Annotated in this window: 19 protein-coding genes and 1 pseudogene; 8 read left to right on the top strand and 12 right to left on the bottom strand. The window is 71.1% G+C overall.

What is annotated here, in order from left to right; all coding sequences use genetic code 11:
- Nucleotides 1-32: 32 nt before the first annotated feature.
- From chvE to ACIGXP_RS25205, 4 genes are all read right to left on the bottom strand, one after another.
- Nucleotides 33-1,142: a multiple monosaccharide ABC transporter substrate-binding protein gene (gene chvE, locus ACIGXP_RS25220; protein WP_399771758.1), complete on the bottom strand. Its 1,110-nt coding sequence runs from the start codon at nt 1,140-1,142 to the stop codon at nt 33-35.
- Between the two features lie 36 nt (nt 1,143-1,178).
- Nucleotides 1,179-2,147 (bottom strand): hypothetical protein, encoded by a 969-nt coding sequence (locus ACIGXP_RS25215; protein WP_399771756.1) that lies wholly within the window; start codon nt 2,145-2,147, stop codon nt 1,179-1,181.
- Nucleotides 2,148-2,298: 151 nt separating this feature from the next.
- On the bottom strand, nt 2,299-3,312 hold the full coding sequence (locus ACIGXP_RS25210) for a zinc-binding dehydrogenase (RefSeq protein ID WP_399771754.1): 1,014 nt from the start codon (nt 3,310-3,312) through the stop codon (nt 2,299-2,301).
- Complete coding sequence (locus ACIGXP_RS25205; RefSeq protein WP_399771751.1) at nt 3,309-4,466, bottom strand: mandelate racemase/muconate lactonizing enzyme family protein; 1,158 nt, start codon at nt 4,464-4,466, stop codon at nt 3,309-3,311. The genes ACIGXP_RS25210 and ACIGXP_RS25205 overlap by 4 nt, the downstream gene beginning before the upstream one ends.
- Nucleotides 4,467-4,666: 200 nt before the next feature.
- On the opposite strand from ACIGXP_RS25205, the gene ACIGXP_RS25200 reads away from it, so the two are divergent.
- The gene (locus ACIGXP_RS25200; RefSeq protein WP_399771749.1) at nt 4,667-5,626 is read left to right on the top strand and encodes a hypothetical protein; all 960 of its coding nucleotides are present in this window, start codon (nt 4,667-4,669) and stop codon (nt 5,624-5,626) included.
- 187 nt (nt 5,627-5,813) lie between these two features.
- Entirely contained in the window at nt 5,814-6,965 is a 1,152-nt protein-coding gene (locus ACIGXP_RS25195; RefSeq protein ID WP_399771746.1) for a serine hydrolase domain-containing protein, read from the top strand.
- Between the two features lie 140 nt (nt 6,966-7,105).
- Here ACIGXP_RS25195 and ACIGXP_RS25190 read toward each other — a convergent pair whose 3' ends face one another.
- Together ACIGXP_RS25190 and ACIGXP_RS25185 are read right to left on the bottom strand one after the other, a co-directional pair.
- Nucleotides 7,106-7,525, bottom strand: a complete 420-nt coding sequence (locus ACIGXP_RS25190) for an organic hydroperoxide resistance protein (protein WP_363217522.1) — start codon at nt 7,523-7,525, stop codon at nt 7,106-7,108.
- A gap of 95 nt (nt 7,526-7,620) precedes the next feature.
- A complete protein-coding gene (locus ACIGXP_RS25185) occupies nt 7,621-8,619 on the bottom strand; it encodes an NADP-dependent oxidoreductase (protein WP_363217523.1) in 999 nt (332 codons plus the stop codon).
- Nucleotides 8,620-8,708: 89 nt separating this feature from the next.
- Here ACIGXP_RS25185 and ACIGXP_RS25180 point away from each other — a divergent pair, with 89 nt between their 5' ends.
- The 3 genes from ACIGXP_RS25180 to ACIGXP_RS25170 are packed head-to-tail and all read left to right on the top strand — an operon-like array spanning nt 8,709 to nt 10,581.
- Nucleotides 8,709-9,146, top strand: a complete 438-nt coding sequence (locus tag ACIGXP_RS25180; RefSeq protein WP_363217524.1) for a MarR family transcriptional regulator — start codon at nt 8,709-8,711, stop codon at nt 9,144-9,146.
- Nucleotides 9,147-9,166: 20 nt separating this feature from the next.
- Nucleotides 9,167-9,970, top strand: a complete 804-nt coding sequence (locus ACIGXP_RS25175; RefSeq protein ID WP_399771742.1) for an EI24 domain-containing protein — start codon at nt 9,167-9,169, stop codon at nt 9,968-9,970.
- Complete coding sequence (locus tag ACIGXP_RS25170) at nt 9,967-10,581, top strand: LysE family translocator (RefSeq protein ID WP_399771739.1); 615 nt, start codon at nt 9,967-9,969, stop codon at nt 10,579-10,581. Before ACIGXP_RS25175 ends, ACIGXP_RS25170 begins: the two co-directional genes overlap by 4 nt.
- Before the next feature lie 80 nt (nt 10,582-10,661).
- On the opposite strand, the pseudogene ACIGXP_RS25165 reads toward ACIGXP_RS25170, so the two are convergent.
- A pseudogene (locus tag ACIGXP_RS25165) lies at nt 10,662-11,265 on the bottom strand (TetR/AcrR family transcriptional regulator).
- A 107-nt stretch (nt 11,266-11,372) separates the two neighbouring features.
- On the opposite strand from ACIGXP_RS25165, the gene ACIGXP_RS25160 reads away from it, so the two are divergent.
- Both ACIGXP_RS25160 and ACIGXP_RS25155 read left to right on the top strand, forming a co-directional pair.
- Nucleotides 11,373-13,814, top strand: coding sequence for a beta-glucosidase H (locus tag ACIGXP_RS25160; RefSeq protein WP_399771736.1), 2,442 nt, complete (start codon nt 11,373-11,375; stop codon nt 13,812-13,814).
- A gap of 131 nt (nt 13,815-13,945) precedes the next feature.
- A complete protein-coding gene (locus ACIGXP_RS25155) occupies nt 13,946-14,833 on the top strand; it encodes a hypothetical protein (RefSeq protein ID WP_399771734.1) in 888 nt (295 codons plus the stop codon).
- Between the two features lie 31 nt (nt 14,834-14,864).
- Here ACIGXP_RS25155 and ACIGXP_RS25150 read toward each other — a convergent pair whose 3' ends face one another.
- Nucleotides 14,865-15,758 carry an SGNH/GDSL hydrolase family protein gene (locus tag ACIGXP_RS25150; RefSeq protein ID WP_399771731.1) on the bottom strand — a complete coding sequence of 298 codons (894 nt, stop codon included), beginning with the start codon at nt 15,756-15,758 and terminating at the stop codon, nt 14,865-14,867.
- 265 nt (nt 15,759-16,023) lie between these two features.
- Between ACIGXP_RS25150 and ACIGXP_RS25145 the strand changes: the two genes are divergently transcribed.
- Complete coding sequence (locus ACIGXP_RS25145; protein ID WP_363217531.1) at nt 16,024-16,518, top strand: DUF3145 domain-containing protein; 495 nt, start codon at nt 16,024-16,026, stop codon at nt 16,516-16,518.
- A gap of 62 nt (nt 16,519-16,580) precedes the next feature.
- Here the strand turns inward: ACIGXP_RS25145 and ACIGXP_RS25140 are convergent, their stop codons facing one another.
- The 4 genes from ACIGXP_RS25140 to ACIGXP_RS25125 form a co-directional block, all read right to left on the bottom strand.
- A complete protein-coding gene (locus ACIGXP_RS25140) occupies nt 16,581-17,852 on the bottom strand; it encodes a beta-ketoacyl-[acyl-carrier-protein] synthase family protein (RefSeq protein WP_399771728.1) in 1,272 nt (423 codons plus the stop codon).
- An 86-nt stretch (nt 17,853-17,938) separates the two neighbouring features.
- Nucleotides 17,939-18,187 carry an acyl carrier protein gene (locus ACIGXP_RS25135; protein ID WP_067123645.1) on the bottom strand — a complete coding sequence of 83 codons (249 nt, stop codon included), beginning with the start codon at nt 18,185-18,187 and terminating at the stop codon, nt 17,939-17,941.
- A gap of 81 nt (nt 18,188-18,268) precedes the next feature.
- On the bottom strand, nt 18,269-19,300 hold the full coding sequence (locus ACIGXP_RS25130) for a ketoacyl-ACP synthase III (protein ID WP_363217533.1): 1,032 nt from the start codon (nt 19,298-19,300) through the stop codon (nt 18,269-18,271).
- 10 nt (nt 19,301-19,310) lie between these two features.
- A complete protein-coding gene (locus ACIGXP_RS25125; protein ID WP_363217534.1) occupies nt 19,311-20,237 on the bottom strand; it encodes an ACP S-malonyltransferase in 927 nt (308 codons plus the stop codon).

Below are 20,237 nucleotides of genomic sequence, written 5' to 3'. Positions count from 1 at the left end.
GTGCCTTCCAATCCGTAGGGAATCAGGGCGGGTTACTTGAGCTCGGACTGGGTGTAGTAGCCGCCGTCGACCAGGACCTGCTGGTAGTTGGACTTGTCGACGCTGACCGGCTGGAGCAGGTAGGCCGGGACCACCTTGGTCCCGTTGTCGTAGGTCCTGGTGTCGTTGACCTGCGGCTTCTTGCCCTTCAGGGAGTCGTCGACCATCGTCGCGGCGACCTCGGCGAGCTTGCGCAGGTCCTTGTAGACGGTCTGCGTCTGCTCACCGGCGATGATCGACTTCACCGAGGCGATCTCGGCGTCCTGGCCCGTGATGACCGGCAGCGGCTTGCTGCCCGAGCCGTAGCCGTCCGACTTCAGTGCGGACAGGACGCCGATGGAGATGCCGTCGTAGGGCGAGAGCACCGCGTCGACCCGGCCGCTCTTGTAGGTGCCGGTGAGGACGTCCTCCATGCGCTTCTGCGCGGTGGCGCCGTCCCAGCGCAGGGTGGTGACCTGGTTGAGCCGGGTCTGCCCGGACTTGACCACCAGCTGCTTCTTGTCGATGTACGGCTGCAGCACGCTCATCGCGCCGCCGAAGAAGTACTTGGTGTTGTTGTCGTCGTTGGAGCCGGCGAACAGCTCGATGTTGAACGGACCCTTCTTGCCCTTGCTCAGCCCGAGCCGGTCCACGATGTACTGGCCCTGCAGCTTGCCGACCTTCTCGTTGTCGAACGAGGCGTAGTAGTCGACGTTCTTGGTGCCGAGGATCAGCCGGTCGTAGGAGATGACCGGGATGTGCGCGTCCGCGGCCTCCTGGAGCACGTTCTTCAGCGACTTGTTGTCGATCGCCGCGATGATCAGGCCCTTGACGCCCTGCGTGATGAGGTTCTCGATCTGCGAGACCTGGGTCTCCGGGTTGTCCTCGCCGTAGACGAGCTTGGTCTTGTAGCCCTTGGCCTCCAGGTCCTTGACGACGTTCTTGCCGTCGGAGATCCAGCGCTCGGAGGACTTGGTCGGCATGGCGATGCCGATGGTGGCGCCCTTGACGTCGCCCGTCTTCTCCTTGCTGCCGCCCTCGCCGCTCTGGCCGCAGGCGGTCAGGGTGAGGGCGAGCGAGGCGGCTGCGGCTGTCGCGGCGAGTGCGGCTCTGCGGTTGCGCATGGTGGTCCGTCCTTGTTCTTCTCGTCGTTGAGAGGGCTACGCGGTGATGGGGAAGCGGTTGAGCGGGCCGGGCAGCCGGGAGCCGAGCGGCGCCATGTCGCCGTCCGCGCCGTGCCGGGCGAGCAGGTCCAGGGCGAGCCGGCCGCGCCGCACCCGCTCCCGGGCGGTGTGCAGGGTCACGTTCCGCAGGTGGGTGCCCCACGGGTAGATGCCGGGCGCCTTGGACAGGCCGAACTTCAGATAGAGCGGGGCGCCGCGCCGGATCAGCTCGGCGACCTCGTACATGCGCACATAGCCGCCGAGGTCGTCGGGGGCCTCGATGTACATGTCCATCGGGGCGCGGGACACCCGCCGGATCTCGGTGAGGTGGTCCAGCGTCAGGTCGCTGGGCACGTTGACGGAGTCGGCGCCCAGCCGCTCGTACACGGCGTACGAGGCCGGGTTGACGGGGCCGATCAGCGCCGAGACCTTCAGGGTGGTGTCGGCCGGGATGATCCCCGTCTCACGGGCCCGGTGCAGGGTCCACAGCACACCCTCGTCGGCGACCAGCAGGCACCTGACGCCCAGCTCCGTTGCCCTTACGGCGTCTTCGACGCATCCGGCGACGGCGTCGTGGCCCCGCGCCCGCACTCCGGCCCCCCGCGAGTCGGACCGTACGGCGCCGCCGATGTCCCAGGTGCCGCGCGGGCCGGTGAACAGGCAGAGTTCGATGTCGCGTGCGGCGGTGGCCTCGACCATCTCGGTGATCTCGGCGTCGGTGAGCATCCACACGCCGCTGCCCTGGCTGATCCGGTGGATCGGCACATCGAGACGGGAGGCTTCCTTCAGGACGACCGCCAGCGCTTCGGGACCCTCGCACGAGGGGATCTCGGTGCGCCAGCGACCGCCGCCCGGGAAGCTGTGGGCGGAGGCGTCGGCGGGGTCGAGGGCGGGCGCGGCCAGGCCGAGGCGGGCGAGCACCTGCTCGCCGGGCCTGCGGGCTGCCGGAGCGGAAGCGTCGGTCACAAGCTGTCCTTAGGGTCCAGTGTCCTGAGTGTTCGTGATTTCGAACGAGGTTCGCGGCTGCGGGTGGAGAGCGGCCTGGGCGGCTCCGCGAAAAAAAGCGGGTGGTACGCCGGTCGGGGCACCGTCAGGTCACGCCCTGACCGGCTCACCCCTAGGGCCGGAGCAGCACCTTGCCCACCTTCGGATCACCGGCCCCCACCAGCTCGATGGCCTGCGGGAACTTGGTCAGCGGCAGCTCGTGCGTGACCAGCGGCAGCGGATCCAGCAGCCCCGCGCCGAACACCCGCACGGTGTGCGCCCAGGCGTCCGGCGGCGCCCCGAAGACGGTGTGCACCTCCAGCTGCCGTACGACGAGATCGGTCGGGTCGAGCCCGTCGGCGCCCGGCGCCGGGATGCCGGTCAGCACCAGCCGGCCGCCGCGCCGGAGCAGCGCGGCGGCGGTCCGCGCGGCGGACGCGGACCCGGCGGTCTCGATGACGACGTCGAAGTCGTCGGGCAGCTCCTGCTCCTTCAGCCGGAAGTCGGTGGCGCCGAACCGCTCCGACAGTGCCTTCCGGTCGTCGCGCGTGCCCACCACCAGCAGCTCGGCCGGTGAGACCGCCTTCAGGAACTGCACGGCGAACATCCCGAGCGTGCCCGTGCCGACCACCGCGACCCGTTCGCCCGGCCGGCCGCCCGCCTTGAGCGCGGCGGCCGCGATGCAGGCGGCCGGCTCCAGCAGGGCGGCGGCGGTGAGGTCGGCGTGGTCCGGCAGGGCGTGCAGCAGCCGGGCCGGCAGGGTCAGCGTGCCGGCCATGGCGCCCGGCCGGGTGAATCCGGTCTCCTCGTACCCGGCCGTGCACAGCGTGGTCTCGCCCGCGTGACAGCGGTCGCACACCTGGCAGTTGCGGAAGCCCTCCCCGACGGCCTTGCGGCCGACGAGGGACGCGGGGACTCCCGGCCCCACCTTCGAGACCGTCCCCGACCACTCGTGCCCGGGGATGAGCGGATACCGTACAAACCCTTCGGGCCGGTTGCCCTGGTACACCTCGCGGTCACTGCCGCAGATGCCCACCGCGTGCACGGCCACCAGTGCCTCCCCGGGACCGGGATCACGAGGAGTGTGCTCCTCGACCCGGTGGGCGCCCGGCGCCTCGATGACGACCTGGCAAGCCCGGGAACTCACTTCGTGCCCTTCGGCTTGCGCTGCTCCCAGCCCTCGGCCCACAGGTCGAACCGGGCCTGCTGCTGCGGGAACCCGGCGGCGGCGTCGACGTCGAGCTCGACGCCGAGGCCGGGCGCGTCGGACAGGTGGAAGTACCCGTCCACGACCTGCGGCGCCCCCTTGACCACCTTCTTGATCTCCGCATCCGCGAAGTCGTTGAAGTGCTCAAGGATCTTGAAGTTCGGCGTGGTGAAGCCGACTTGGAGGCTCGCGGCGGTGAGGACGGACCCTCCCACGTTGTGCGGCGCGACCAGCATGTAGTGCGTCTCGGCGGTCGCCGCGAGCTTGCGGGTCTCCCAGATGCCGCCGATGTGGCCGACGTCGGGCTGCAGGATGTCCACGGCCTGGCTGTCGAACAGCTCGCGGAACTCGATCCGGTCGTGGATCCGCTCACCGGTGGCGACCGGGATGTCCACCTTGGCCGCGACCTTCTCCAGCGCCTTCAGGTTCTCCGGCGGGACCGGCTCCTCCAGCCAGGCCGGCTTGAAGGGGGCCATCTCCTTGGCCAGCCGGACGGCGGTCGCGGGGGAGAAGCGGCCGTGCATCTCCAGCATCAGCTCGGCGTCCGGGCCGATGGCGTCGCGCACGGCCTCGATGAGCGACACCGCGTACAGCGTCTGCTCGTGGTCCAGCTCGAAGTGGCCGGTGCCGAAGGGGTCGATCTTGAGCGCCCTGTATCCGCGTTCCATCACCCCCTGGGCGGCCTTGTGATACGCCTCCGGCGTTCGCTCGGTCGTGTACCACCCGTTGGCGTACGCCTTGACCCTGTCGGTCACCTTGCCGCCGAGCAGCTGCCACACCGGCACGCCCAGCGCCTTCCCCTTGATGTCCCAGCAGGCCATCTCGACGACCGCGATGCCGGACATGACGATCTCACCCGCACGGCCGTAGTCGCCGTACTTCATCCGGCGTACGAGGTCCTCGACGGCGAACGGATCCGAGCCGAGAATGTGATTGGCCTCGGCCTCCCGCAAGTAGCCGATCAGCGCGTCGGTGTGACCGAGCATCCGGGTTTCGCCGACTCCCGTGACCCCCTCGTCGGTGTGCACCTGGACGTAGGTCAGGTTGCGCCACGGCGTGCCGACCACGTGGGTGCTGATTCCGGTGATGCGCACGGCAGTTGCCCCTCAGCTGTTCGATATTTCGTCACACGTTCGAAATGCTGGCGTGACAGTAAGGACGGGGCGGCCGGAGTGTCAATGGGTGGAACAGGTAACGGTTTCGACAAGCCTTTCGAGAATTATTTCGCTTTCTACGAAACCTTCACAGCGGTGCCTAGGAACATGACCCATGGGGAATCTAGTCTTCCGGCGTCATGGACTACTGCTACCCGTGCCAACGGCACCTCAACGGCGCCCTGGCCTGCCCCGGGTGCGGAGCACCGGCGCGCCCCGCCGCGGAAGCGACGGTCGCGTACGCGCACGCGGGCACGGGTGAGATGCCGGGGTACGGCGTCCCTCAGCAGTACGCGCAGCCCGAGTCCCACGAGTACCGCATCCCCCAGCAGTACGGACCGGCCGGTCCGGAACAGGTGGTGTGGCCGAAGGGATCCGAGCGGCAAGAGGCCTGGGTGCCGGAAGCGGAGACCGGGCCCCCGGCCGACAGCGACCCGACCCCCGAGTCCGGACACGACCCCGGGCCGGACCCCGGACACGAGCCCGACACCGAGCCCGACCTCGATCCCGAGTCCGGCGGCCGGGCCGCCCGGCGCAGGGCACGGGGCACCGCCGGCGTGAGCCCCGCCGACGCCGACGCCAGCCGCCGGGACCGCAAGGCCGCGGCACACCGGCGCCGGCGCCGCCGCGCCCTGCTCGTCGCCGCGGGCTTCGTGCTGGCCGCCGGTGGCCTCAGCCTCGCCGAACTCGGCACGGACGCGCCCTTCTCGCCCTTCACCAGCGGCCGGCCGGACCCGGCCTCGGACACCGCGGCCGACGGCGGCACCGCCTCCGCGTCGCCCGGTACCACGGCCGACCCGGTCGCCGGCGCCTCCGGCACCCGGCCGGGCGCGGCCGGCTCCCCCTCCCCGGACGCCTCGGCCTCCGCCTCGGCCTCCAAGTCCCCCAAGGACAAGGACTCCGCGTCGCCCGACGCCAAGGACGCCGGCACGGCACGGCCGACCGCCGCGACGGGTTCCGGCGCGCCCCCCAAGGCCCCGGCGACCCACGCCACGTCCGGACCGGCCCCCAGTCCGTCCAGCGCCCCGCCGACGTCCGCCCCCTCCCCGACGCCCGCGCCCACCAGGACCTGCACGCGTTTCCTGTGGTGGTGCACCTGAGCCCGAGCGCGCGAGCGCGCACCACCCCGCGCCATCCGCCATCCGGGGCATCGATGACACCCCCGGCCGCTCACGACGGTTGAGTCGAACAGGTACATCGCGCCGTACCGGTCTCGGGAACGCCCCGAGCGGGAACGGGCGTTGTCCTGAGAGGGAGCAGCGAGCAGCGGCTCAGTTGAGGAGAGCGATGACGCAGCAGATCACCGTCCAGGGCACGGTCGCCGACGGTTTCGAGGCGGTGCGTGAGGAGTTCGCCGCCTTCGTCGCCGCAGAACGGGACGACTACGAGGGCCAGTTGTGCGCGTATGTGCACGGGCGGCGGGTCGTCGACCTGTGGGCGGGCGCGGAGGCGGACTCGCTGTACGGCGTGTTCTCGTCCACCAAGGGAGCGGCGCATCTCGTGGTCGCGCTCCTGGTGCAGGACGGCACGCTGGAGCTGGACCGCAAAGTGACCTACTACTGGCCCGAGTTCGGCGCGGAGGGCAAGGGCGCGGTGACCCTCCGGGACCTGCTGGCGCACCGGGCGGGCCTGGTCGGCATCGACGCCGGGTTCTCCGCCGAGGAGCTGGCCGACGACCGGGCGCTGGCCGAACGGCTCGCCGACCAGAAGCCGTTCTGGCGCCCGGGGACGGCCTTCGGCTACCACGCGCTGGTGATCGGCGCGCTCACCGGAGAGGTGGTCCGCCGGGCCACGGGCCGCACCCTCCAGGAGGTGTACGAGGAGCGGGTGCGCGCCCCGTACGGCACGGACTTCTTCCTGGGCCTGCCCGAGTCCGAGGAGCCCCGCTTCCGCCCGGTCCAGCCGATGCTCCCGACCCCCGAGCAGCAGGCCCTGCTGGACGCCCAGCCGACCGGCCCGCACACCCTGACCTCCATCGCCTTCAACGCCCACGTCCCGGAGCCGGGCACCCTGGCCGACTACGCCAACTCCCGCCTCGTACGGGCCAAAGGGCCGGCGTCGGCGGGCGGAGTCGCCTCCGCGCGGGGTCTCGCGAAGATGTATGCGGCGGCGATCAGCGAACTGGACGACCGGCCACCGCTGCTCAAGCCCGACACGGTCGCCGAGGTGGGCCAGATCCACTCCGTCGGCTACGACCTGGTGGCCCGCACCCACAGGTCGTTCGGCCTCGGCTTCCAGGCGACCGCCGACGTGTGGCACCCCGTCCTGGGCGCCGGCACCTTCGGTCACAGCGGCGCAGGCGGCTCCCAGGCCTTCGCCGACCCGCGCAGCGGCCTGGCGTACGGCTACACGCGCCGCCGCATGGCGTTTCCGGGCGGTGCGGCACCGGAGAACGACGGGTTGGTGAGGGCGGTCCACAAGGCGGCGCTGGCCGGCTGAGAGGCCCCAGGGGCGCGGGATAGCGCGCGAGAATCCACAACGGACCCGCACCCGACGGCCCGCCGTACCCGGCAGACGCACAACACAGCAGCCGCACCCCACGTCCAAGGATGCGGCTGCCGCAGTGGAAACGACGGTCCTCAGACCAGCGTCACGGTGATGTTCCCGCGCGTCGCCTTCGAGTACGGGCACACCTGGTGAGCCTTCTCGACCAGCTCCCGCGCCACCTCGGCGGAAACGCCGGGGATGCTCGCCGAGATCTCCACGATGATCCCGAATCCGTCGTCGTTCTTGCCGATCCCGACCTTCGCGGTGACGGTCGACCCGGAGACATCGGCCCCCTCCTGCCGGGCGACGACTCCCAGCGCCCCCTGGAAGCACGCGCTGTAACCGGCGGCGAACAGCTGCTCCGGGTTGGTCCCGGACCCGCTGCCGCCCATCTCCTTCGGCGGGTTCACGACGACGTCGAGTCGGCCGTCATCCGTGGCGACCCGGCCGTCACGGCCGTTCTCGGCGGTGGCGACGGCGGTGTACAGGACGTCGGACTGCGTGATGGGCATGCGGTTGTCTTCCTCCTCGGTCCGCCGCGACTCGCGCCCACGATCGACGACGGATTTCGGAATGAAGTTACCGCATGCCGGAAATTCAGTGAAGGCTAGAGCTTGACGATCATCTTCCCGATGTTGTCGCCCCGCAGGACCCCGAGGAACGCCTCCAGGTTGTTCTCGATGCCCTCGACGACCGTCTCGCGGTACTTGAGCCGCCCCGCGGCGACCCACGGTCCGACCTGCTGGACGAACTGCGGCTGCAGGTCGTAGTGGTCGCCGACCAGGAAGCCCTCGATGCGGCCCCGGGTCTGGATGAGGCGGGCGAGGTTCCGCGGGCCGGGTGCGGGCTCGGTGTCGTTGTAGACCGAGATCATGCCGCAGACCGCGATGCGTCCGCCCTGGTTCAGCGAACCGATCGCGGCCTCCAGGTGGTCCCCGCCGACGTTGTCGAAGTACACGTCGATGCCGTCGGGTGCGGCCTCGCGCAGCTGCTCGGCGACCGGGCCGTTCTTGTAGTTGAACGCCGCGTCGAAGCCGTACTCCTCGACCAGCAGCTTGACCTTCTCGTCCGACCCGGCCGAGCCGATGACCCGCGAGGCGCCCATGAGCTTGGCGAGCTGCCCGACCTGGCTGCCGACGGCACCGGCCGCGCCGGAGACGAAGACGATGTCGCCCTCCTTGAAGGAGGCGGTGCGCAGCAGGCCGGCGTAGGCGGTGAGGCCGGTCATGCCGAGGACGCCGAGGTACGTCGACAGGGGCGCGGCCTCGGGGTCCACCTTCACCGCGTTCTTCGCGTCCACGACCGCGTACTCGCGCCAGCCGAAGAAGTGCAGGACGTGGTCGCCGGCCTCGATGCCCTCGGCGTGGGAGGTGATCACCTCGCCGACCGCGCCGCCCTGCATGACCTTGCCCAGCTCGAAGGGGGCGACGTACGACTTGGCCGCCGACATCCGGCCGCGCATGTACGGGTCCACGGAGAGGAACTTGTTCCGTACCAGCACCTGACCCTCGCCCGGCGTGGGGACCGGCGTCTCGACGAGCGCGAAGTCCTCGGGCTTCGGCCAGCCGACGGGACGGCTGAGCAGGTGCCACTCGCGGTTGATCATGACAGCGCCTTTCCTGATTACTTCAGTACCTGAAACAACCATGCGCTTCGATATTTCAGGATGTCAAGTAAGCGGGTATTCTGGCGGGTATGGCCACACCACCGAAGACCCACCGCCCCGACGCCCTGACGATGGAGGTCGTCGAACTCATCGGAGACGTGGTGGCCCGCTTCTACGCGGACTACGAGGAAGCGGCGGGCGAGCACGCACTGACCGGACCGCAGGCCAGGCTCCTCAGTCTGCTGTCGGTGGAGCCGCTGCCCATGCGGAAGCTGGCGCACAAGCTGAAGTGCGAGCCGTCGAACGTGACGGGCATAGTGGACCGCCTGGAGTCCCGGGGGCTGGTCGAGCGCCGCCCCGACCCGGCCGACCGCCGGGTGAAGGTGGCCGCCGCCACCGACGAAGGCCTGCAGGTGGCCCGCGACCTCCGCGAGGGCCTCCACTTCGCCCGCGAACCCCTGGCCGGCCTCTCCGTGGACGAGCGCCGCTCCCTGCGCGATCTGCTGCGCCGCATGCTGGCCGGCTGAGAGTCGGTAGAGTTCCCGCCATGCGCGATCTTGGGGCGGGATTCGGTCATCTGCTGAAGGGGCAGCGCTGGATGGCCCGGCACGGCCGCCAGTACGGCTTCGGGCTGTTGCCGGGGCTGGTCACCCTGGTCCTCTACTCGGCCGCGCTGGTCGCGCTCGCCGTGTGGGGCGAGGACGCGGTCACCTGGGCGACCCCGTTCGCGGACGACTGGTCCAGCCCCTGGCAGGGCCTGTTCCGCGGCTTTCTGACAGTCGTCCTGTTCGCCCTCGGCCTGCTGCTGGCCGTGCTGACGTTCACGGCCGTCACCCTGCTGATCGGCCAGCCCTTCTACGAGAGCCTCTCGGAGCAGGTCGACGCCGACGTCTCGCCCGACGGCACCGCCCCGCGTTCGGACCTGCCGCTCTGGCGCGAGCTGTGGATCTCCGCCCGCGACAGCCTGCGCGTCCTGGTGCGGGCCGCGCTGTGGGGCGTGCTGCTCTTCGCCCTCGGCTTCCTGCCGTTCGTCGGTCAGACCGTCGTACCCGTGCTCGGCTTCTTCGTCACCGGTTTCTTCCTCGCCGAGGAACTGACCGCCGTTGCCCTCCAGCGCCGGGGCGTGGAACTGCGCGCCCGGCTCGCCCTGCTCCGCTCCCGCAAGACCCTGGTCTGGGGCTTCGGCACGCCCCTCGGCCTGGCCTTCCTGGTCCCTTTCGTCGCGGTGTTCCTGATGCCGGGCGCGGTCGCGGGCGCGACGCTGCTCGCGCGCGACCTGCTGGGTGAGAACAGCGCCGACGACGACTCCGCTCCCGACGGGGAGCCTCAACCGGAGGACGTCACCCCATGACCCAGATACTCGCCGTCGCCGTCATCACGGTCCTCGCGGTGATCGCCCCGGGCGCCGACTTCGCGATGATCGTCCGCAACAGCTATCTCCACGGCCGCCGCACCGGCCTGCTCGCAGCCGCGGGCGTCGCTGCCGGCGTCCTGGTCCACGTCACCTACACCCTGCTCGGCGTCGGCCTGCTGATCGCCTCCTCCACCGCCCTGTTCACGGTGATCAAGCTGATCGGCGCGGCCTACCTGGTCCACGTCGGTATCCGCACCTACCGCACCCGCGGCGAGCTCAGGATCGACCTGGACGACCGGCGCGAGCTCACCCCGTTCGCCGCGCTGCGCACCGGCTTCCTCACCAATGTGCTCAACCCGAAGACGACACTCTTCGTCGTCTCCACCTTCGCCCAGGTCGTCAGCCCGGACACCCCGCTCTACGAGCAGGCGGGCTACGGCCTGTTCATGTCGCTCGCCCACCTGCTGTGGTTCGGCGTGGTCGCCGCGTTCTTCTCGCAGGCCCGCATGCGGTCCCTGATGCTGCGCGGCCAGAAGATCCTCAACAAGGTCATCGGCTCCGTCCTGGCCGGCCTCGGCGTCAGCCTCGCGCTCGCGCCGTCGCACTGAGCGGCGGGGCGTCCTCGGGGTGCACCGGCAGCAGGGCGACGTCCGGGCGCACGGACGCGGCGGCCGGTGCCGGCACTGAGTCACGCCCAGGCCTGCGGTCCTCGGTCCACCGGTTCGCCCAGCAACCGCAGGAAGTCCCGGAACGCCCCCGGCATGTCGACCGATTCGGGGTCCAGCAGCCACTGGTACTGCAGCCCGTCCATGACGGCCACCAGCAGCGGAGCGGTCCGTTCCGGTGTGAGCCCGTTCGGCAGGCTGTCGCCGTACTCGGTCCGCAGCACCGCCGCCATGGACTCCCGTACCCGCGTGTACCGCTCGGTGAAGTACTCCCGCGCCGGATGGTCCTCCGTCACGCTCTCGCCGAGCAGTGCCGAGAAGGTCTGGACGATCGCCGGGCGCATCGCGTTGTACTCCACCAGGGAGGCCAGCAGATCCACCCGCCACTGCGAGTCCGGTACCGCGTCCCACCGGTCGCGCTCCTGAAGGACGGCCACCAGCAGGGCGTTCTTGGTCGGGAAGTGGTGCAGCAACCCCTGCTGGGTGAGCCCGACGCGCTCGGCGACCGCGCCGAGGCTCGCGCCCCGGTAACCGCGCTCGGCGATCACCTCCAGCGCCGCCCCGACGATCTCGGCGCGCCGCTCCTCGCTCCTGACCCTCGCCTTCATGACGCTCACCGTACGACATCCGCAGCCCTTGAATGTAACGGCAGGATAACGAAACCTACCTCTCTACAGGTGACCCGTGCACGATGGAGGCACGCTGCACGGACCTACACCCGAGGAGGCACCGCGATGGCGGGATCCCAGCCCACCCCGGCCGACAGGGCGCGCGAGGCGGTCGTCGAGGCCGCTCTCGGCAAGCTCGGCCTCGATGACAAGGCACGGCTGCTGGCCGGCCAGGACATGTGGACCCTGCCCGCGCTGCCGGGGATCGGACTGCAGTCCCTGGTGATGTCCGACGGCCCGATCGGCGTGCGCGGCGTGCGCTGGACCGCCGACGACCCGTCCGTCGCCCTGCCCTCGCCCACCGCGCTCGCCGCCACCTGGGACCCCGCACTCGCCCGCCGGGCGGGTGTGCTGCTCGCCCAGGAGGCCCGCCGCAAGGGCGTCCATGTGCTCCTCGCCCCGACCGTGAACCTGCACCGTTCGCCACTCGGGGGCCGGCACTTCGAGTGCTACAGCGAGGACCCGTATCTCACCGGCGTGATCGGCAGCGGCTATGTCACCGGCGTCCAGTCCGGCGGTGTCGGCACCACCGTCAAGCACTTCGTCGCCAACGACGCCGAGACGGACCGCTTCACCGTCGACAACGTCGTCCCCGAACGCGCCCTGCGCGAGCTGTACCTGGCCCCGTTCGAGGCCATCGTCGAGAACGCCCGCCCCTGGGGCGTCATGACCGCCTACAACACGGTCAACGGCACGACGATGACCGAGCACCACCACCTGGTCAACGAAGTCCTGCGCGGCGAATGGGGCTTCGACGGCTTCAACGTCTCCGACTGGGCGGCCGCCCGGGACACCGTCCGTGCCATCGAGGGCGGCTTGGACGTGGCCATGCCCGGACCGCGGACCGTCTACGGCGAAGCCCTCGCCCAGGCCGTCCGGGACGGCAAGGTCGCCGAGGCCACCGTCGACGCGGCCGTACGCCGGGTCCTGCGGCTCGCCGCCCGCGTCGGGATCCTCGACGGCGCCGAACCCGTCGTGGCCGAACCCCCCGCGCCCGTCGACGGCGAGGCCCTCGCCCGCGAGATCGCCCGCCGCTCCTTCGTCCTCGTCCGCAACGAGAACAACGCCCTCCCGCTGAAACCGAACGGCACAGTGGCTCTGATCGGCGCCGCCGCCCGCGACGCCCGCGTCCTGGGCGGCGGCTCGGCCACCGTCTTCCCGGCCCGGATCGTCTCCCCGCTCGACGGCCTCACCGCCGCACTCCCCGAAGGCACCCTCACCTATGCCGTGGGCGCGGACCCGGCCACCGAACTCGCCGTCGCCGACCAGGGGTTCCGGCTCGGCGCCGTCTGCCGCGACACTGACGGCGATGTCATCGGCACCCGTTCCGCCCCGAACGGCCACATCCAGTGGATGGGCTCCGACCTGCCCGAGGGCGTCACCCACGACACCCTGCACACCGTCGAGCTCACCGGCACCTTCACCCCGCGCGTGACCGGCCCGCACACCTTCGGCATCAAGGGCACGGGCCCCTTCACCCTCACCATCGACGGTACGACGTACTACGACGACGTCCAGCGCCCCGACAAGGACGACCCCTTCGAGGCCTTCTTCGGCGCCCCCGTCCCCCGCGCCCAGGCCGAACTCACCGCCGGCGAGCCGGTCGACGTCTCCCTCACCCACGTCGTCCAGCTCCCCGAGGACATCCCCATGAAGGTCGTCACCTTCGCGCTCGCCCACGCCGAGCCGCAGCGCGACCCCGACGAACTGATCGCCGAGGCCGCCCGGGCGGCGCGGAACGCCGACACGGCCGTCGTCGTGGTCGCCACCACCGACCGTGTCGAGTCCGAGGGTTTCGACCGCACGGACCTGAAGCTCCCCGGCCGCCAGGACGACCTGGTACGCGCGGTCGCCGCCGCCAACCCCCGCACGGTCGTGGTCGTCAACTCCGGCTCCCCGGTCGAACTGCCCTGGCGCGACGAGGTCGCCGCCGTCCTGCTCGGCTGGTTCCCCGGCCAGGAGGGCGGCGCCGCCCTCGCCGACGTCCTCACCGGTACCCACGAGCCCGGCGGCCGCCTCCCCACCACCTGGGGCTCCCTGGCCGACGCCCCGGTCACCCAGGTCGTCCCCACCGACGGGGAACTTCCCTACGCGGAGGGTGTGTTCATCGGCTACCGCGCCTGGGAGAGGTCCGCCCGCACCCCGGCCTACCCGTTCGGCCACGGCCTCGGCTACACCGACTGGACCTACGAGTCCCTGGACCTCGACGGCACCACCGCGCGCATCCGCCTGCGCAACACGGGCGAGCGCCCAGGCCGGGAGGTCGTCCAGCTCTACGTCGCCCCGGCCGGGCCCGGCCCCGAGCGCCCGGCCCGGCAACTGGCCGGCTTCGCCTCCGCCGAGGCCGGTCCCGGCGAGAGCGTCGAGGTGACGGTCGCCCTGCCGCGCCGCGCCTTCGAGGTCTGGGACGAGGAGGCGAAGACGTGGTCGGTTGTGAAGGGTTCGTACGAGATCGCCGTCGGACGCTCGATCGCGGACCGCAGGCTCGCCGCGCCGATTAACGTCTGATCCGGGACAAGACCCCCACGAGCAGCCCCGGTCCGGGACCTGACCCCTGGACCGGGGCTCGTCACCTGCGGGTACGGATAGACTCCCGGCCCGCGAACACCGGAAGACACCGGGCACGGGGGAGAGACATCGTGTATCCAGGCCAGCCGCCGGGGCCGTACGGCCCACAGCAGCCGACGGGCCCGTACGGGCAGCCGCCGCAGTACCAACAGCCGTATCCGCAGCAGCCGTACCCGCCCCAGGGATACCCGCAGCAGCCCTGCCCGCCCCAGCAGCCGTACCCTCCGCAGCAGTCCCCCCAGCCGCCCGCCCAGCACGTCGGTGAGGGACGGATGCGGCTGGACCCCGGCCTCAGCCCGGCCCAGCGTGATCTGGCGCTGAAGATCCAGGCCAAGTCCAAGCCGATGGCCTACGGCATGGTCCTCGGCATCCCGCTCACCTTCGGCGGTGCCCACTACGGCATCACACAGAAGCCCCTCGGCTTCGTCGCGGCGCTCGCCGGACTGGGCCTGCTGGCCTTCGGCGTCTTCTCGCTGCTGCAGATGCAGGCCCTCAAGCGGCAGCTGCGGCTCGTCACGGCCGACGCCTGGCGCTCCCCGGCCGCTCATCTGCCCGGCGCCCGCAAGGCCGCGACACAGGCCGCCTATCTCAACGGCCTGCTGGTCCTGCTGTCCCTCGCCGCGACCGGCTATCTGCTCTACAAGGGCGCCGGCTGGGGTGCGTACGGCAATTCGCTGGGCTTCGGTGCGCTGTCGCTGGGCGCCGCCCTGCCGTTCGGGATGGCGCTGGCCGCCGCGAGCACCATTCCGCAGCTGCTCCAGGTGATTCCGGCCGGGGCGAAGGTGGGGCGGAGCCTGTACTCGATCATCTTCGTGCTGGCTGTGACGGTGACGGGGGAGGGCATCAAGGGCCTGGACCTCCCCGGGATCGCCATCGGCGGCTGCACGCTGCTGATCTGCGGCGGCGCGATGTCCCTGCTGGCCAAGGCGGCCAGACGGATGCGCGGCGAGACCAGCTAGCGGACGGCCCTCCGGTCCGGCACCTGGTGTCCTAGGCGACCGGGCGGGGCGCGATGATCGTCCGGTACGCGATCGCCGCGAGCCGCGCCTGGCCGTCCCTGCTGGGGTGGAACCAGTCCCAGTGACTGAGCTGGTCGGTGCCGAAGCGGTAGTCGTAGACCGCGTTGTTGTCGAAACGGCAGCGGCGGTCCTTGGCGCAGACCTCCTTCAGCACCCTGTTGTACTCCACCACCCGCTGCTGCACCTGGTCGCGGCGCAGCGTGGCCGCGCTGGTCAGGTCGTCCGCGTCGGACAGCATCGACGGACAGATGCCGAGCTTCCACACCTGCTTGCCCAGCGGATTGGCCCGGCCCTCGGACCACAGCCGCTTCAGGTTCGGCACGCTCGCCACGTACACCTGCGTCTTCGGCCGTGCCGCACGCAGGGTGTGCAGCGCCTCCTCGAAGTCCGCGCGGAAGTCGGCCACCGGGGTCATCGCCGACGCCGACGCACGGCAGGCGTCGTTCGCGCCCACCATCACCGTCACCAACTCCGGGCCGCGGGCGGCCGCCCGGGCCATCTGTCCCGGCAGGTCCGCCATGCGGGCACCGGTCTCGGCGTAGTTCCAGCTGTGCTCCGCGGCGCCCGTGACCCCGAGCAGGCGCACCGCCAGGCTGTCGACCTTCGCGTCGCTGCCCGTCGCCCACGACACCTCGGGGCAGTCCGACAGCACCGTGCACGCGTCGAAGCCGCGCGTGATGGAGTCACCGACCGCGGCGATCGAGTCCGGGCTGCGGTTCCACACCGGCGCGGGCCTGGCGGCGCGCGCCTTGGTGCCCTCAGGCGCGGGCGAACTGCCGTTCCCGGCGTCGCACCCGGCGGCGCCCAGCACGGCCGCGGCCACGACGGCGGCAGCGGCCCGCCCACGGCTGCTTCGCTTCCGCATCCCCTGGTGATCCCCTCGTCGTCGAATCCGGTGCTTTCGGTGCTTCTTTCCATAACAACGTGCGAGGGTTCCCGACCTGGCACCTTGGAACGGAGCACCCCCGTACAAGCGTCCCCCTGGGTGAATGGCGAAGGTTTCCTGGCACCGGGAGCGACGGTACGTCACACTCCTTGCACCGCCGCAGGGTAGCCTCGCCATCAACGCGGCCGTCGTGCCACTGCCGCCAGCCAGTCCGCAAGATGTCCCGCTCTGCCCGGAGGTTCCGGTGACGACACGTGGAGTTCTGTACGTGCACTCCGCGCCGCGCGCGCTGTGCCCGCACGTCGAGTGGGCCATCGCCGGGGTGCTCGGCACGCGCGTCAACCTCGACTGGATCCGGCAGCCCGCGGCCCCCGGCACCTGGCGCTCGGAGTTCTCCTGGCAGGGCGAGGCGGGCACGGCCTCCAAGCTGGCCTCGGCACTGCGCGGCTGGCACCTGCTCCGCTTCGAGGTCACCGCGGAGCCCTGTGCGACCGCCGAGGGCGAGCGCTACAGCTGCACTCCCGACCTCGGCATCTTCCACGCCGTCACCGGCATCCACGGTGACATCCTCATCCCCGAGGACCGCCTCCGCGCGGCGCTGACGCGCTCCCAGCGCGGGGAGACGGACCTGGAGGCCGAGATCGCCAAGCTCCTCGGAAAGCCCTGGGACGACGAACTGGAGCCCTTCAGGTACGCGGGCGAGGGCGCCCCGGTCCGCTGGCTGCACCAGGTGGTGTGAGTCCCTGCGGCTGTGCATGAGAAAGGGCCCCTGCCGTTCGGCAGGGGCCCTCACTCACGTTCTCAGACGGTCCGGAACGCCAGGACCACGTTGTGGCCGCCGAAGCCGAACGAGTCGTTCAGCGCGGCGATACGGCCCTCGACCGGAAGCTTGCGGGCCTCCCCGCGGACGACATCCGCGTTGGCCTCCGCCTCGGGGTCGATGTTCTCGATGTTGATCGTCGGCGGCGCCACCCGGTGGTACAGCGCGAGCACGGCCGCGACCGACTCCACGCCGCCCGCGCCACCGAGCAGGTGCCCGGTCATCGACTTGGTCGCGGAGACCGCCATGTGGTCCGTGTCGTCGCCGAACACCTTGCGCAGCGCCTTCAGCTCGGCGATGTCACCGGCCGGCGTCGAGGTGGCGTGCGCGTTGACGTGCACGATCTCGGCCGGGTTCAGGTCGGTGTTGTCCAGCAGGTTCTGCAGTGCGTGCGAGATGCCGCGGCCCTCGGGCTCCGGCTGCACGATGTCGTGGCTGTCGGCGGAGATGCCCTGCCCGACGGCCTCCGCGTAGACGCGCGCCCCGCGCTTCGCGGCGTGCTCGGCGGACTCCAGGACGATCACGCCGGCGCCCTCGCCGAGGACGAAGCCGTCGCGGTCGACGTCGTAGGGACGCGAGGCGCCCTGCGGGTCCTCGTTGTTCTTGGACATCGCCATCATGTTGCCGAACGCGGCGATCGGCAGCGGGTGGATGGCCGCCTCCGTACCGCCGGCGACGACGACGTCGGCGCGGCCGGTGCGGATCATCTCGATGCCGTAGCCGATGGCCTCGGCGCCGGAGGCGCACGCGGAGACCGGCGTGTGCACGCCCGCACGGGCGCCCACGAGCAGGCCCACGTTGGCCGAGGGGCCGTTCGGCATCAGCATGGGGACGGTGTGCGGGGAGACGCGGCGGACGCCCTTCTCCTTGAGCACGTCGTACTGGTCCAGCAGGGTCGTCACACCGCCGATGCCGGAGGCGATGACCGCGCCCAGCCGGTCGGGGTCGATGGAGCCGTCCTCGCCGGCCTTGCCGGTGAAGCCGGCGTCCTGCCAGGCCTCCTGAGCCGCGATCAGCGCGAACTGCGCCGAGCGGTCCAGCTTGCGCGCCTGCGGCCGCGGGATGACCTCGGTGGGCTCCACGGCGACCGGGGCCGCGATCTTGACGGCCTGATCGGCCGCCCAGTCCTGCTCCAGGGGCTTCACACCGGACTTGCCGGCGATCAGACCCTCCCAGGTCGAGGCTGCGTCGCCACCCAGCGGTGTGGTTGCGCCGATACCGGTGACGACCACGGTGCGATTGGTCGGGCTCACGGGAATTCTTTCTCCAACAGATGCGGGATTCTACGGCGCCACCGCCGGGTGGCGGGGCCTTGCAGCCTTCAGGACAGAGGGGTGGCTCAGGCCTGGTGCTTGAGGATGTAGTCGGTCGCGTCGCCGACGGTCTTGAGGTTCTTGACGTCCTCGTCCGGGATCTTCACGTCGAAGCGCTCCTCGGCGGCGACGACGACCTCGACCATGGACAGCGAGTCGACGTCCAGGTCGTCGGTGAAGGACTTGTCCAACTGGACGTCCTCAACCGGGATGCCAGCGATCTCGTTCACGATCTCGGCGAGACCCTTGACGATCTCTTCCTGAGTGGCGGCCATGTCAGGCGCTCCTTCTTCGATGTTCCAGTCGGTTTGTGGCAGTTGTCCCCCCTGCCGGACACAAGATCCGGCACGGAGTGCCTAGGGGAGGGTAACGACCGTGGCGGCGTAGACGAGACCCGCCCCGAAGCCGATGACGAGCGCGGTGTCGCCGCTCTTCGCCTCCCCGGTCGCCAGGAGCCGCTCCATTGCGAGCGGAATCGAGGCGGCCGAGGTGTTGCCGGTGGTGCGGATGTCACGGGCGACCGTGACGTGCTCCGGCAGTTTGAGGGTCTTCACCATCGAGTCGATGATCCGCACGTTGGCCTGGTGCGGGATGAAGACGTCCAGCTCTTCCGGGCTGATCCCGGCCGCGTCCAGCGCCTGCTGGGCGACCTTCGCCATCTCGAACACGGCCCAGCGGAACACCGCCTGGCCCTCCTGCGTGATGGCGGGGAACTTGACGTTGCCCTCGCTGTCCAGGGGCAGCTCGGCGACGTCACCGATGCGGAACCGGTTCCAGGGGACGGTCTGCTTGATCGTCTCGGACTTGTCGCCCTCGGAACCCCAGACGGTCGGGCCGATGGCCGGCTCCTGCGAGGGGCCGACGACGACCGCGCCCGCGCCGTCGCCGAACAGGAAGGCCGTGGCCCGGTCCTCCAGGTCGGTCAGGTCGCTGAGCCGCTCCACGCCGATCACGAGCACGTACTCGGCGGAACCTTCCACCACCATGCCCTTGGCGAGGGTCAGGCCGTAGCCGAAGCCCGCGCAGCCGGCCGAGATGTCGAAGGCGGCGGCCTTGTCCGTGCCCAGCTTGTCGGCGATCTCGGTGGCGACGGCCGGGGTCTGGCTGAAGTGCGAGACCGTCGAGACGACCACGGCGCCGATCTGCTCGGCGCCGATGCCGGCGTCCGCGATCGCCTTGCCGGCCGCCTCGATCGACATCGCGGCCACGGTCTCCTCGGGACCGGCCCAGTGCCGGGTCTCGATGCCGGAGCGCGAACGGATCCACTCGTCGGACGAGTCGATCTTCTCCAGGATCACCTCGTTGGGCACCACCCGGGTCGGCCGGTAGCCGCCGACACCGAGGATGCGCGCGTACGGGGCGCCCTTGCTGGGCTTGATCTTTGCCATGTACGGCTCCTTAGGCGCCGGCGTGCTCTGCGATGAGCGCGCGGGCCGCGTCGAGGTCGTCGGGGGTCTTCAGGGCCAGCGTGGTCACGCCGGGCAGGGCCCGCTTGGCCAGGCCGGTCAGGGTGCCGCCCGGGCACACCTCGACGAGCGCGGTGACGCCCAGCTCCTTGAAGGTCTCCATGCACAGGTCCCAGCGCACGGGGTTGGCGACCTGGCCGACCAGCCGGTCCAGCACCTCGGCGCCGGTGGCGACGGTCCGTCCGTCCTTGTTGGAGACGTAGGTGACCTTGGGGTCGGCGGGCGTGAGCTCCGCGGCGGCCTTGGCCAGCGTCTCGACGGCGGGAGCCATGTGGCGGGTGTGGAAGGCGCCGGCGACCTTCAGCGCGACGATCTTGCGGACGCCCTCCGGCTTGTCCTCGTTCAGCGCGGCCAGCTGCTCCAGCGTGCCCGCGGCGACGATCTGGCCCGCGCCGTTGATGTTCGCCGGGGTCAGACCGAGCTTCTCCAGGTGCGCGACCGAGGTCTCGGGGTCACCGCCGAGCAGCGCCGACATGCCGGTCTCGGTGATCGCGGCGGCGTCGGCCATCGCCAGACCCCGCTTGCGGACCAGGCCGAGCGCGGCGGTGTCGTCCAGCACGCCCGCGAAGGCGGCGGCGGTGATCTCACCGACGCTGTGACCGGCGACGGCGCCCGGGGCGATCTCGGAGATGTCACCGAGTGCCGCGGCGGACAGGATGCCGGCGGCCACCAGCAGTGGCTGGGCCACCGCGGTGTCGCGGATGGCGTCGGCGTCGGCCTGGGTGCCGTAGTGGACCAGGTCCAGTCCGATGGCGTCCGACCAGGCAGCCACACGGTCGGCGGCGCCGGGCAGTTCGAGCCAGGGGGTCAGGAAGCCGGGCGTCTGGGCGCCCTGGCCGGGAGCGACGAGTACGAGCAC

Origin of the sequence: Streptomyces sp. NPDC053069, from assembly GCF_044546895.1 — a bacterium.
Lineage (GTDB): Bacteria > Actinomycetota > Actinomycetes > Streptomycetales > Streptomycetaceae > Streptomyces.
Note: the sequence above shows the minus strand (reverse complement) of the source record. Positions and strands in the feature narration are given on the sequence as shown.

What these genes read in the sequence shown, in the direction of transcription:
- chvE (WP_399771758.1), bottom strand. Translation starts at nt 1,142, where the DNA reads ATGCGCAACCGCAGAGCCGCACTCGCCGCGACAGCCGCAGCCGCCTCG.
- ACIGXP_RS25200 (WP_399771749.1), top strand. Translation starts at nt 4,667, where the DNA reads ATGGACTACTGCTACCCGTGCCAACGGCACCTCAACGGCGCCCTGGCC.
- ACIGXP_RS25195 (WP_399771746.1), top strand. Translation starts at nt 5,814, where the DNA reads ATGACGCAGCAGATCACCGTCCAGGGCACGGTCGCCGACGGTTTCGAG.
- ACIGXP_RS25190 (WP_363217522.1), bottom strand. Translation starts at nt 7,525, where the DNA reads ATGCCCATCACGCAGTCCGACGTCCTGTACACCGCCGTCGCCACCGCC.
- ACIGXP_RS25185 (WP_363217523.1), bottom strand. Translation starts at nt 8,619, where the DNA reads ATGATCAACCGCGAGTGGCACCTGCTCAGCCGTCCCGTCGGCTGGCCG.
- ACIGXP_RS25180 (WP_363217524.1), top strand. Translation starts at nt 8,709, where the DNA reads ATGGCCACACCACCGAAGACCCACCGCCCCGACGCCCTGACGATGGAG.
- ACIGXP_RS25175 (WP_399771742.1), top strand. Translation starts at nt 9,167, where the DNA reads ATGCGCGATCTTGGGGCGGGATTCGGTCATCTGCTGAAGGGGCAGCGC.
- ACIGXP_RS25170 (WP_399771739.1), top strand. Translation starts at nt 9,967, where the DNA reads ATGACCCAGATACTCGCCGTCGCCGTCATCACGGTCCTCGCGGTGATC.
- ACIGXP_RS25160 (WP_399771736.1), top strand. Translation starts at nt 11,373, where the DNA reads ATGGCGGGATCCCAGCCCACCCCGGCCGACAGGGCGCGCGAGGCGGTC.
- ACIGXP_RS25150 (WP_399771731.1), bottom strand. Translation starts at nt 15,758, where the DNA reads ATGCGGAAGCGAAGCAGCCGTGGGCGGGCCGCTGCCGCCGTCGTGGCC.
- ACIGXP_RS25135 (WP_067123645.1), bottom strand. Translation starts at nt 18,187, where the DNA reads ATGGCCGCCACTCAGGAAGAGATCGTCAAGGGTCTCGCCGAGATCGTG.
- ACIGXP_RS25130 (WP_363217533.1), bottom strand. Translation starts at nt 19,300, where the DNA reads ATGGCAAAGATCAAGCCCAGCAAGGGCGCCCCGTACGCGCGCATCCTC.